We start from the raw sequence: 12212 nt of genomic DNA, 5'->3' as shown, positions 1-12212 counted from the left end.
ATGAAAAAATACACATATACGATATTGGCTTTTTTACTTTGCTGGACAACGGCATGTAAAAAGCTGGACACCCTGCCCCCAAGCATCGTTAAAGACGATGACGTTTTTGCGACAGCCGCGGGAATCCAGGCCTACATGTCCCGGTTGTACAGCGAATTACCTATTGAAGATTTCAGGTACTCGCCCGAAAGAGGTTTAAATATGTTCTGGATCATCAGCCCTACAAGCGCCACAACCGGCGAGGCCCTGAGCCGCGACCAGAATGGATCAATGCAGGAAAACACAGGCCTTTCAACCTGGGGCGATTGCTACAGGGTTATCAGGGATGCCAACTATTTTGCCGAAACCCTGCCAAAATACGCAAGTAACTTTACCAACGATCAGGTAAATAACTGGTTGGGTGAGGCGAGGTTTGTGCGTGCTGCTACTTATTTTGCGCTGGTTAAACGTTACGGTGGTGTGCCACTTGTTGATAAAGTGCTTAACTATCCGGAGCAAAGCATCGAGGAGTTAAAGATCCCCCGTTCGTCTGAAGAAAAGATCTATGATTTTATAGGCACTGACCTGGATTATGCTTACACCAATTTGCCTGAAACAAACCAGGCAGGCAGGGCCAGTAAATATGCGGCTGCCGGTTTCAAATCAAGGGCGATGCTTTATGCGGGTACAGTAGCTAAATATAACCAGATCTCGTTGGTTGATGGCAGCGGAAACAGGCTTTGCGGTATCCCCGCGGCAAAAGCGGTTACTTACTTTAAAGCGGCTTATGATGCAGCGGCATTACTTGATGGTAAATATAGCTTATACAAAAAGGCATGGGCCGCAGGCGATAAAAATGCGCAATATCAAAACTATGTTAACCTGTTTTTTGATGCATCGAGCCCCGAAAACATATTTGTTCGCCAGTATCACTACCCCGAATCAGTACATGGTTATGATGCTTATAATGTGCCACGCCAGTTAATGGGTGCTAATGGTTACTCCTCAGAAGTTAACCCTACGTTAGATTTTGTGGAGCTGTTTGATGGTATCCCTAAAAATGCTGATGGTACTATTAAAACCACAACAGGCGGCAAGTATGACCTGTATACCAACACTATGGACTTGTTTACCAATGCAGAGCCAAGGTTAAGGGCAACTGTAGTTTTGCCTGGCGATGTGATGAAAGGTGTAAGCATCGAAATCCGCAGAGGTATTTATACCGGCCCTTCGGCAGGTGGTATTAGTCCGCTGTTGCCTGCAGGCTCAACTGCCCATTATCCAACAGATAACATTGTACAATCGGCTAACGCGAGCCAAACCCCGTATAAATTGCCAAACGGTACAACCATGAACCCTGCCGGTTTAAGTGGTTATTTTACCGGTGACGGCACCTGTTCTGTTTCTGGTTTCTCTATCCGTAAATACATTGTACCGGACAAGCCAACGTCTGAAGTATTGGAAAACCGTGCCGATCAAACCTGGATAGAGCTGCGCTATGCCGAAGTTTTGCTTAACCGTGCCGAAGCTGCTGTTGAGTTAAACGCGCTTGGCCAGTCAGATAAAAGCTATCTGCAGGATGCCTTTACCCAGATCAACCAGATCCGCGAGCGTGCCGGTGCCGACTTGCTGACCGGTACGGCCAATTTAACTATCGACGTAGTACGTAAAGAGCGTAAAAAGGAGCTTGGCTTCGAAAACAAACAGTATTGGGATATGCGCCGCTGGAGGGTTGCCGATAAGGAACAGAACAGTACCATTTACCGTACGCTGATGCCTTTCTATTCGGCTAATGACAACAAGTATTTCTTTGATGCCCGTTTAGATGAGCGTAACTCAAGATACACTTTTGATGTACGCTGGTACTATGAACAAATACCACAGGGCGAGATCCAGAAAAGCCAGAATTTAATTCAAAATCCGGGTTATTAATTTAAAGAGAGAGATGAAAAAACTATTTTATAGCATAGCATTAAGTGCATTGGTTGCCGCAGGCAGCTCATGCAAAAAGGTTGATAATTATGCCGCTCCCAATGTTACTTTAAAAGGTACAGTAACAGATGCCGGTACAGGTAAAAGCCTGCAAACAGAACAGGGCTCGGGCACCCGGATCAAATTATTGGAAATAAGCTGGAGCGATAACCCAACGCCCTTTTATATATCCTCATTTCAGGATGGTACCTATCAAAATACCAAACTGTTTGCAGGCAAAAATGTAATTTCGGCCGAGGGGGCTTTTGTGCCATTGGTGCAGGTTGATAATAACGGCAAAACCATTGTTGATAAAAGCCAGACTGTTGATGTTAAGGATGTAACCACCGTAAACTTTTCGGTTGAACCATTTTTAAGGATAGAATGGGCAGGCGATCCTGTTTTAAATGCAGATGGCACCATTACCACCAGCTTTAAAGTTACCCGCGGAACTGCCGATCCTAATTTTCAGCAAAACGTGAGCGACGTTGCGGTATTTATCAATTCAAACAACTACGTGGGCAATAATAATTACGATAACCGTTATACGCCTAAACTTAGCGGCGATGCGGCCAACGCAACCATCGGCCAAACGGTTAGCCTTACTACACTTGGTGGTAAACTGCCCGGAAAAAGGAGCTATTTTGTACGTGTAGGTGCAAGGGTTTCTTATGGCCTTAATTATTACAACTATACCGACGTTAAAGAGGTAAAGGTTCCGTAAAACAATATGAATACCTGTGTGAGGGAGGGGCCTGGGAGTGGTTCTTCCCAAACACAGTTTTAATAAAATATAACTATGAAGAATACGCTACTTTTTTGTTGCGGACTTGCCTTTGCTGCCGGCGCTTATGCGCAGGACCCTAACCCGAAACCGGTATCCCTGAAAGAGAAAACTGCTTTTCAAACCAGCAGTCCCTGGAGGCCCGAAATTGATGTACGATCAGACATTGCCATTGTTTATGGCACCAATGACCATCCAAACATGACCTTTGAACAACGCGTTAAATCATGGCGCGACCGTGGTTATGATGTGAATTTCATGACCGGTATTGCCTGGGGCGATTACAAGGATTACTTTTTGGGCAAATGGGATGGTAAAAACCACCTTGGTGTAGGGCAGGTAACACAAAGGGGCGATACAATTTTCCATGGCAAGGACATGCCTTACGTGGTGCCTGATGATTCGTTTATCGAATACATGAAAACCGCTGTGGTTAAACGGGTGATAGATGTAGGTATCACCAACATTTTTTTAGAAGAACCAGAGTTTTGGGCCCGCGCGGGTTACAGCGCCGGCTTTAAAAACCAATGGCAAAAATATTACGGCTTCCCCTGGAAACCGCAGGATGCATCCCCTGAAAATACTTACCTATCCAACAAGTTAAAATACAACCTGTATTACGAAACCATAAAACAGGTATCATCATACGCCAAAGAATACGGTAAAAGCAAGGGCATGAACATTAAGGTGTTCATCGCTACGCACTCGCTGGTAAACTATTCGTCATGGCAAATTGTTAGTCCGGAGGCAAGCCTGGCTTCATTGCCGGGTATCGACGGCTACATTGCCCAGGTATGGACAGGTACCTCACGCGAGCCTACTTACTTTAATGGCAAAGAAAAGGAACGTGTGTTTGAAAACGCCTTCCTTGAATATGGTTCGGTAGTATCTATGACGGCCCCAACCGGTCGCAAAGTATTTTTCCTGACCGACCCGATTGAAGACCGTGTGCATGATTGGAGCGACTACAAACGCAATTACCAGGCTACTTTCACTGCCAAGTTATTATATCCAATGGTTGCCGACTACGAGGTAATGCCATGGCCCGAAAGGATCTACACCCATCCTTACCCGGTATTAGGTACCAATGAAAAAATACTGATCCCGCAATTTTACTCTACCCAGATGCAGATCATGGTGAATGCGCTGAATGATATGCCTGTGTCAACCAATAAGGTATCGGGCGTAAACGGCATTGGTGTGTTGATGAGCAATACACTGATGTTCCAGCGTTTCCCTACGCATAACGGCTTTGAAGATCCGCAGTTTTCCAATTTTTACGGACAAACCCTGCCTTTGGTAAAACGCGGCGTGCCGGTACAAACCGTGCACATGGAAAACCTGGGCTACCCTGCTTCGCTTAAGGATATCAAAGTTTTGGTGATGAGTTACTCTAACATGAAACCGGTATCGGCCGAGGTTCATGAGCATTTAGCCGAGTGGGTTAAAAACGGTGGCGTGCTGATCTATGCAGGTCGTGATGATGATCCATATCAATCAGTAATGGAATGGTGGGATACCAAAGGCAACAACTTTAAAGCGCCATCCGAGCACTTGTTTAAACTGTTGGGCATCAACCCAACCGGAGGTGATCAGCGTTTTGCTGTTGGTAAAGGTGCGGTTTACGTTTTAAGGCAAAATCCTAAAGAGTATGTGATGCAACCTGATAATGATGATAACTTCATCAAAACTGTTAAACAGGCTTATGAAAAAGATGCTGATGGCGGTACATTGAAATTTAAAAATAGTATGTACCTGGAGCGCGGTCCGTATGATATTATTTCGGTAATGGATGAAAACGCTGATAGCAAGCCATACGTGGTAAAAGGCCCGGTTATCGACCTGTTCGATCCGCAATTACCTGTACTCGCCGAAAAAACAATCAATCCTAATGAGCAGGCCTTATTATATGTGATTAAACGTATTGAAGATAAAAAACAGCCAAAAGTGCTGGCATCTGCCTCCAGGGTTTATGACGAAGCAGTAACGGAAAACAGTTACACATTTGTGGCCAAAAGTCCTATAAAAACATTAAACAGCGCCCGGATCCTGTTACCCGCACAACCCAAGGAAACAGTAGTTACCGATAGCGAAGGAAAAACCATTACTGATGTAAAATCCTCATGGGATAAAGCATCAAAAACCTTATACCTGGGCTTTGCCAACAGCCCCGATGGTATCAAGGTGAGTATTAAATGGTAAAAGATACTTTTTTGAGAGAAAGTTGGTTTATGCTTCCGTACATGAAATTTCATGTGCGGAAGTTTTTTTGAAAAGAGATTGCGTAATTCGCTCAAAAAAATTGTCCTCGTTTTGATAAATAGTTGTTCTGAAGAAAAAAAATAATTCCCTCCCTCGGGAGGGGTGCGTTAGGATGTGAAGTGGCAGGGAGGGGTTTGTACGTCTCGCTAAGCAAATATGCATGGCGTTGAACCCCTCCCTACACCCTCCCAGAGGAGGGAATCGCACAGTCCCGTACTTTTTATTTCCTCCGAACACCTGTGTTGTATCGATTTGAAAATAAAGCACCCAAATAATAAATGAAAAAGTTACTCCTCCTGGCGTTTGCCTTTTTACCGGCAGCACTTTCGGCACAAGAAAAGGTGTCGTCACCTGTCGATCTGATCAACCCGCTCATGGGTACGCAATCAAAGCCATCGCTCTCCAATGGTAATACCTATCCGGCTGTAGCATTGCCATGGGGTATGAACTTCTGGACACCGCAAACCGGTAAAATGGGCGATGGTTGGCAATATACCTATGATGCCGATAAGATCCTCGGTTTTAAACAAACCCACCAGCCATCGCCATGGATGAATGATTATGGGATGTTCTCCGTTTTTCCGGAAACCGGCGCGTTAAAACTGGACGAAAAAGATCGCGCCAGCTGGTTCTCGCACAAAGCGGAAGTATCTAAGCCGTACTATTACAGCGTTTACCTGGCCGATTATGACGTAACAACCGAAATTACGCCAACCGAACGCGCTGCAAGCTTCCAGTTCACTTTCCCTAAAAGCGACAGTTCGCACATCATAATTGATGCTTTTGATAAAGGTTCATATGTGAAGATCATCCCCGGCGAGCAAAAGATAGTTGGTTATAGCACCAAAAACAGCGGCGCGGTACCTGCCAACTTCAAAAACTATTTTGTTATTTATGTAGATAAACCATTCGCGCTGGCTTCGGCATGGCATGATTGGAAAAAAGATGATGGCCAACTGGAATATACCGGCAACCATGCCGGTGCAGTGATCACCCTGAAAACCGCCAAAGACGAAAAGGTCCATCTTAAAGTAGCTTCTTCATTCATCAGCATTGAGCAGGCCGAACTTAACCTGAAACGGGAGCTCGGTAATGACGATTTTGCAGCAACTTGCCAAAAAGCAAAAGATACCTGGAACAAAACCCTGAGCCGTTTGGATGTTGAAGGTGGTACTATCGACCAAACCCGCACCTTTTACAGCAGCCTTTACCGCATGCTTTTCTTCCCCAACAAAATGTATGAGGTTGATGCCAGCGGGCAAAATGTGCACTACAGTCCTTTCAACGGCAAAGTTGCACCAGGCTACCTGTTTGCCGGTACCGGCTTCTGGGATACCTTCAGGGCGCTGTACCCTTTCCTGAATTTGGTTTATCCATCTATCAATAAGGAAATGCAGGAAGGCCTCATCAACGATTACAAAGAAGGCGGCTGGCTGCCCGAATGGTCGAGCCCGGGTTATGCTGATTGTATGATCGGCAATAACTCAGCATCGGTAGTATCCGAAGCTTACCTGAAAGGTTTGCGTGGTTATGATATCGAAACATTATATCAGGCCCTTAAACACGGCGCTAACAACGAAGGCCCTAATGCAACCGGTCGCCGTGGTGTGCAGTATTATAACACTTTGGGTTATGTACCTTATAATGTTAAGATCAACGAAAACGCTGCCCGTACGCTCGAGTATGCTTATGACGATTTTGCGATTTACCAGTTAGGTAAAGCCCTTGGCAAGCCAAAAAAGGAAATCGAGATCTACAAAAAACGCAGTCAGAACTACCGTAATATTTTTGATCCGCAAACTAAACTGATGCGCGGTAAAAACCAGGACGGCTCATTTGAGACCCCTTTCAATCCGTTTAAATGGGGCGATGCCTTTACAGAAGGGAACAGCTGGCATTACAGCTGGGGCGTTTTCCATGATATCCAGGGCTTAATAAACCTGATGGGCGGCAAGCAGCAATTTGCAGCTAAATTGGATTCGGTGTTTGAAATGCCGCCAGTATTTGATGACAGTTATTATGGTGGCGTGATCCACGAGATCCGCGAAATGCAGATTGCAGGTATGGGCCAGTACGCGCATGGTAACCAGCCAATTCAGCACATGATTTACTTATACAATCATGCAAACCAGCCATGGAAAACCCAATACTGGGTTCGCGAAGCTATGAACAGGCTTTACAGGGCAACACCTGATGGTTATTGCGGCGACGAGGATAACGGCCAAACTTCTGCCTGGTATATCTTCTCAGCCATGGGCTTTTACCCGGTTACCCCGGCCAGTGATCAGTATGTTTTAGGTGCTCCGCTGTTTAAAAAAGTGACTGTTAATTTAGAGAATGGCAAAACCATCACTATAAACGCGCCAAAAAACAGCAACGAAAACAGGTATGTAAATACACTTACTGTTGACGGTAAGCCATATACCAACAATTGGTTAAGCCACAAAGGTTTATTAAATGGAGCAGTGCTTGATTTTGATATGCAGGCTACCCCGAATAAAGACCGCGGCACCAAAGATGCCGATGTGCCTTATTCAATGAGTAACGAGAAATAACCCCACCCAACCCTCCCCATTGGGGAGGGCTTTTTGTAGAGACGAATCACATGCGTCTCCCGCTATGCAGGTTAAATATGTATGATGGGAGATGCAGGTGATGCGTTTTTGGTTTCTGGGAGAATTATATTGCTTGAAAGGCATTGCTTTTATCTTTTTTGTAACTTGCCTTATCAATGAAAAGGCAAAAAAAACAACGCTCAGTCTTACTTGTATTTCTTTTGGTATTGCCTGCGGTCTTTGCTTTCTCCATGCGCCCCTCGGGTAAATACAATCTTGATTTTTTTACTACCCATAATCAATTTTACCTGTGCGATTCGGCATTTACCGGTACCACCGGCGATACTACCTTTTGGAACAGCGATGCCCAAAATGCGCGCTTAGGTACTACTGAAGATATCATTGGTATTAAGATTGCCAGTTATGGTCACGTACGGGCCGAACTTAATGTGCTCAACACTGCCGATACCGAAAAAGATTTCAGTAGATACGATCATGTTGTAGAAGGCAGCGTAAAACTAAGTTCCGGTATTGTGGAGATCCTGAATTTTCCGGATACCAAAATTATCCTGAAAGCCATCGTTACCCCGGCAAGATATCGGGTACGCATTTATTCGTATGCTGTAAAGAACGTGAACCCCGATGAGGACGAAGGCACCGATCATTACAAAATTACCCTTTGGCCCGCAGAAGGTAAGGAAAGGACAGTTTTGAAAGCATACAAAGCGGATTAATACTAATTACGCTCTATTTGTCATTTATCATGATAGGGTTGCCTCCTTTGCCGCCAATAATTATAACCTTGGCATTGGGCGAAAGCGCTATTTCTTTTTGTGCTTTTATAGCCTCATATTGCAGTTGCTTGTCTGATAACCCGGTTGAAAGGATTCGCTGGTAATCGGCAATACCTTGTGCTTCCACTCGTTTACGTTCAGCTTCCTGGCGTTCCTTTTGCAATACGAACTCCATTTTCTGGGCGTCCTGCTCGGCATTGATCTTTGATTCGATACTAGCCCGTACTGAGGCCGGCAGGGTGATGTTGCGCACCAGGATCTGCTGCAGTTCCAGCCCGCGTTTTTCAAAACTGGCTGTAATATAACGGTTTATTTTATCCTGGAACTCCTGCCGCTTGGTTGAATACAGGTCGACAGCAGCATAGGCAACAGCATTATCCCTAATTGCGGTGCGCGAAACCGGGCGAACGATCTTATCTACATAGTTTTCGCCAATGTTCTGCATAATGTAAGGGGCTTTGTCGGGCTTTACTTTGTATAGTACGGAAAGATCGATGGTAACCTCCAATCCATCTGATGAAAGCACGCGGATAGCATCATCACCTTCCTTTTGGCCTTCGTTGTTAACCGCGCTCATGGTATAGGTTTGGGTTTGAACATCAAAGGTAGTGATCTCCACAACCGGGTTTATGATATGTAAACCGCTTTCAAGTACCTGGTCCTGTACCTTGCCAAACAGGGTTTGAACCCCTACTTTGCCCGGTTCAATAACTTTAAATATGTTGAGGAGCAAGCCAAGTACCACCATGGCAATACCCACAGCGGTTACTACGCCATTAAAGCGGCCGGCCGGTTCGGGCGAACGTTTGAGCACTATACCCACAATGAGTACAATAACTCCTAATACTGCTATAAACATGCAATGAAGTTAAGCTTTTTTTGAATGTTGCAAGCTTGTTATGAAAGAATGTTTTTTAGGGAGATTAAGCAGGCGATGCTTATTGATAGATCCATAATAATACATGTTTCTTCTGCTTCTTCAACAAAGCATCCACGGCCTTCATGATGTTATTGGAGATAGCAGGGCAACCCCAGCCTTCGGGCGTGCCATTGGGGAAAACTTCATTTTCGGCAACCCGTTCCCAGGAGTGGAAAACAATTTGCCTTGCCAGTGCATTATTATTGCTGCCCTCCAATCCGTTTAAGTAATATTTTACATGAATTCCCCAGGCGCTCCAGGCCCGGCCATCTATTTCGTATTTGCCCAGGGCGGTACAATGACTGCCATCCATATTACTAAATGATGGTTTATCTTTTGACCATACGCCATTCCATGGGTTACGGCCACAGCCATGGCTTACCAGTCCACTCATCAGTGTATCGTTCTTCTTAAAATCCCATACCATAAAACGCCTAATCCCCGAAGGCAACGACATGTCAATTAAAATGCAATACCGGGTGTTGTACCCCCGTTGCCGGCAAAATGTAAGGCTTTGTTGGGCCTTGGCTTTAACGCGGTTAAGGTCTATCCGGGGTGCCCCGGCATTAACTTTAAAACAGCAAAAAAATATCGATATGATCAGGAATAAAGGTCTCAGTTTCAATTGTGACAGGTTTTGTATTGTAAACAGAAATATCCGCTTTTTATTACAATAAACCTATCTTGCCAAATGAAAAAAGTTTTTCCTTTATTACTACTGCTATTGTTTTTATTCAGTTGTGCCGAAACATCAACCAAAGCAGTAGTAACTATTAGTCCTGTTAATAACGGAAAAGCATTGCAGATAACAGGCTTTGATCCGGCTATTATTAATGAAATCAGCCGCGACTCATCGGCAACGGCCTGGCAAACCCTCATGGCTGTTTACCGTATGCCTGCCGATACCACTTTGAAAAACCTGCAGCCTGTACAGCCGGGACGCTATGTAGCTAAAGATAATGTAGTTATTTTTACACCTGATACGGCTTTCAGCACACAGCAAACCTATTTTTTTCGTTATTATGATTTTGGTGCAGGTGGTACGCTTACCAATTTGATAAAAAGCCATAGCAAACCCGGAACGCTACACTATACAGATTTGATTTTTAAGCAATAAACTATCCGGATGCTTGAAAATTTAATATTTTTGATTATATTTGCAACCGTTAATAAAAGAGGGGGCAATTAGTCCCCTCTTTTATTTTATCAATCAAAATTATTCTGTCAAAAACACCGGTGGGTAATGAATATTGAAAAAAGGGTAAAAGAACTGGTAGAAGAGAAAATAGCGGATAAGCCGAACCTGTTTATAGTGGATATCAAAATGCACTCGAACGGGAAGCTTATTATACTGCTTGATGGCGATAATGGTATCGGTATTGATGAATGTGTGCAGGTAAGCAGGCATGTAGGCTTCCATCTGGAAGAGGAAAACGTGATCGAAACCGCTTACAACCTGGAGGTTTCATCGCCGGGTATTGATTTTCCGCTGTCGTCGCCGAGGCAATATGCCAAAAATGTTGGGCGTAACCTGGGCATTAAAATGAAAGATGGCGCCAAGCGCGAAGGTACATTGACGGGCCTTACCGAAGATGCTATCACCATCGAAGAAAAAGTAAAAGAAAAAGGGAAAAAGGCGCAGGTTATTGAAAGCGTTATCCCGATTGATCAAATAACAGAAACAAAGGTTTTAATATCATTTAAGTAAAAAATGAGCAATATTAATTTAATTGATTCTTTTCAGGAATTTAAAGATTTCAAGAACATTGACCGCCCTACCATGATGAGCGTACTGGAAGACGTTTTCAGAAGCATGATCAGGAAAAAGTATGGTACGGACGAAAATTGCGACGTAATTGTGAACACCGACAACGGTGACTTAGAGATCTGGCGTACCCGTAAAGTTATGGAAGATGGCTTTAGCGAAGACGACGACCTGGAAATTGAACTTGCCGAAGCTCATTTGTATGACGCCGACCTTGAGGTTGGTGATGACTATATTGAACAGATCACTTTAGAAAGCTTTGGTCGCCGTGCTATCTTAGCCGCCCGCCAAACGCTGGTTTCAAAGATCCTGGAATTAGAGAAAGACGAGATCTTCAAAAAATATAAAGACCGCGTAGGTGAAATTGTTACAGGCGAGGTTTACCAGGTTTGGAAAAAAGAAACTTTGGTACTTGATGACGAAGGCAATGAGCTGTTGCTGCCAAAAACAGAGCAGATCCCGGCCGACTACTTTAAGAAAGGCGACAGTGTTAAAGCTGTTGTATCAAAGGTAGATATGCTGAACAGCAACCCTAAGATCATCATTTCGCGTACAGCGCCTGAGTTTTTACAGCGTTTGTTTGAACTTGAGGTTCCTGAGATTTTTGATGGCTTAATTACCATCAAGAAAATTGTACGTGAACCAGGCGAACGCGCTAAAGTGGCGGTTGAATCATACGACGATCGTATCGATCCGGTAGGTGCCTGCGTAGGTATGAAGGGTTCACGTATCCACGGTATTGTACGTGAGTTAAAAAATGAAAATATCGACGTTATTAACTTTACCAACAACGTTCAGTTATATATCCAGCGTGCATTATCGCCTGCAAAAATCACCTCTATTAAGTTAGATGATGAGAAAAAAACAGCTGCCGTGTATTTGAAACCCGACCAGGTATCATTAGCTATCGGTCGTGGCGGGCACAATATTAAGCTGGCAGGAAAATTAACAGGCTACGAAATTGATGTTTACCGTGAGGCTGATGAGCATGACGAGGATGTGGATATTGAAGAATTTTCTGACGAGATTGAAGGCTGGATCATTGATGAATTTAAACGTATTGGTTTAGATACAGCAAAATCAGTACTGGCCTTAACCGTTGGAGAATTGGTAAAACGTACCGATTTAGAGGAAGAAACAGTAAAAGAAGTGTTATCAATATTGAATGCGGAGTTTGAATAAG

10 protein-coding genes are annotated in these 12212 nt (G+C 44.2%); 8 read left to right on the top strand and 2 right to left on the bottom strand.

Translation table 11 applies throughout. The features are described from left to right. The 5 genes from AC59JO_RS27040 to AC59JO_RS27020 all read left to right on the top strand — a co-directional run bounded on the left by AC59JO_RS27040 (window position 1) and on the right by AC59JO_RS27020 (window position 8285). Complete coding sequence (locus AC59JO_RS27040; RefSeq protein ID WP_497309375.1) at window positions 1-1911, top strand: RagB/SusD family nutrient uptake outer membrane protein; 1911 nt, start codon at window positions 1-3, stop codon at window positions 1909-1911. A gap of 13 nt (window positions 1912-1924) precedes the next feature. Next, complete coding sequence (locus AC59JO_RS27035; protein ID WP_413670215.1) at window positions 1925-2674, top strand: DUF3823 domain-containing protein; 750 nt, start codon at window positions 1925-1927, stop codon at window positions 2672-2674. A 75-nt stretch (window positions 2675-2749) separates the two neighbouring features. Further along, window positions 2750-4936 carry a hypothetical protein gene (locus tag AC59JO_RS27030; protein WP_497309373.1) on the top strand — a complete coding sequence of 729 codons (2187 nt, stop codon included), beginning with the start codon at window positions 2750-2752 and terminating at the stop codon, window positions 4934-4936. A 338-nt stretch (window positions 4937-5274) separates the two neighbouring features. Then, window positions 5275-7551, top strand: a complete 2277-nt coding sequence (locus AC59JO_RS27025; RefSeq protein WP_497309371.1) for a GH92 family glycosyl hydrolase — start codon at window positions 5275-5277, stop codon at window positions 7549-7551. 176 nt (window positions 7552-7727) lie between these two features. Then, window positions 7728-8285 carry a hypothetical protein gene (locus AC59JO_RS27020; RefSeq protein ID WP_497309369.1) on the top strand — a complete coding sequence of 186 codons (558 nt, stop codon included), beginning with the start codon at window positions 7728-7730 and terminating at the stop codon, window positions 8283-8285. 13 nt (window positions 8286-8298) lie between these two features. Here the strand turns inward: AC59JO_RS27020 and AC59JO_RS27015 are convergent, their stop codons facing one another. Both AC59JO_RS27015 and AC59JO_RS27010 read right to left on the bottom strand, forming a co-directional pair. Further along, window positions 8299-9204 carry a prohibitin family protein gene (locus tag AC59JO_RS27015; RefSeq protein ID WP_121232572.1) on the bottom strand — a complete coding sequence of 302 codons (906 nt, stop codon included), beginning with the start codon at window positions 9202-9204 and terminating at the stop codon, window positions 8299-8301. Window positions 9205-9283: 79 nt separating this feature from the next. After that, a complete protein-coding gene (locus AC59JO_RS27010) occupies window positions 9284-9889 on the bottom strand; it encodes a murein L,D-transpeptidase catalytic domain-containing protein (protein WP_497309367.1) in 606 nt (201 codons plus the stop codon). Between the two features lie 66 nt (window positions 9890-9955). Between AC59JO_RS27010 and AC59JO_RS27005 the strand changes: the two genes are divergently transcribed. The 3 genes from AC59JO_RS27005 to nusA all read left to right on the top strand — a co-directional run bounded on the left by AC59JO_RS27005 (window position 9956) and on the right by nusA (window position 12211). Then, window positions 9956-10381, top strand: coding sequence for a hypothetical protein (locus AC59JO_RS27005; protein ID WP_497309365.1), 426 nt, complete (start codon window positions 9956-9958; stop codon window positions 10379-10381). A 126-nt stretch (window positions 10382-10507) separates the two neighbouring features. Next, complete coding sequence (gene rimP / locus AC59JO_RS27000) at window positions 10508-10972, top strand: ribosome assembly cofactor RimP (protein ID WP_413670209.1); 465 nt, start codon at window positions 10508-10510, stop codon at window positions 10970-10972. 3 nt (window positions 10973-10975) lie between these two features. Beyond that, window positions 10976-12211 (top strand): transcription termination factor NusA, encoded by a 1236-nt coding sequence (gene nusA / locus AC59JO_RS26995; protein WP_090532515.1) that lies wholly within the window; start codon window positions 10976-10978, stop codon window positions 12209-12211. Window position 12212: the final 1 nt, after the last annotated feature.

This window comes from Mucilaginibacter sp. A5337 (assembly GCF_059690695.1).
The sequence above is the reverse complement of the archived record's forward strand: the minus strand, read 5'-3'. Positions and strand labels throughout refer to the sequence as shown.

Coding starts and splice junctions, on each gene's coding strand:
- AC59JO_RS27015 (WP_121232572.1), bottom strand. CDS start 9,204: ATGTTTATAGCAGTATTAGGAGTTATTGTACTCATTGTGGGTATAGTG.
- AC59JO_RS27025 (WP_497309371.1), top strand. CDS start 5,275: ATGAAAAAGTTACTCCTCCTGGCGTTTGCCTTTTTACCGGCAGCACTT.
- AC59JO_RS27035 (WP_413670215.1), top strand. CDS start 1,925: ATGAAAAAACTATTTTATAGCATAGCATTAAGTGCATTGGTTGCCGCA.
- rimP (WP_413670209.1), top strand. CDS start 10,508: ATGAATATTGAAAAAAGGGTAAAAGAACTGGTAGAAGAGAAAATAGCG.
- AC59JO_RS27040 (WP_497309375.1), top strand. CDS start 1: ATGAAAAAATACACATATACGATATTGGCTTTTTTACTTTGCTGGACA.
- nusA (WP_090532515.1), top strand. CDS start 10,976: ATGAGCAATATTAATTTAATTGATTCTTTTCAGGAATTTAAAGATTTC.
- AC59JO_RS27020 (WP_497309369.1), top strand. CDS start 7,728: ATGAAAAGGCAAAAAAAACAACGCTCAGTCTTACTTGTATTTCTTTTG.
- AC59JO_RS27030 (WP_497309373.1), top strand. CDS start 2,750: ATGAAGAATACGCTACTTTTTTGTTGCGGACTTGCCTTTGCTGCCGGC.
- AC59JO_RS27005 (WP_497309365.1), top strand. CDS start 9,956: ATGAAAAAAGTTTTTCCTTTATTACTACTGCTATTGTTTTTATTCAGT.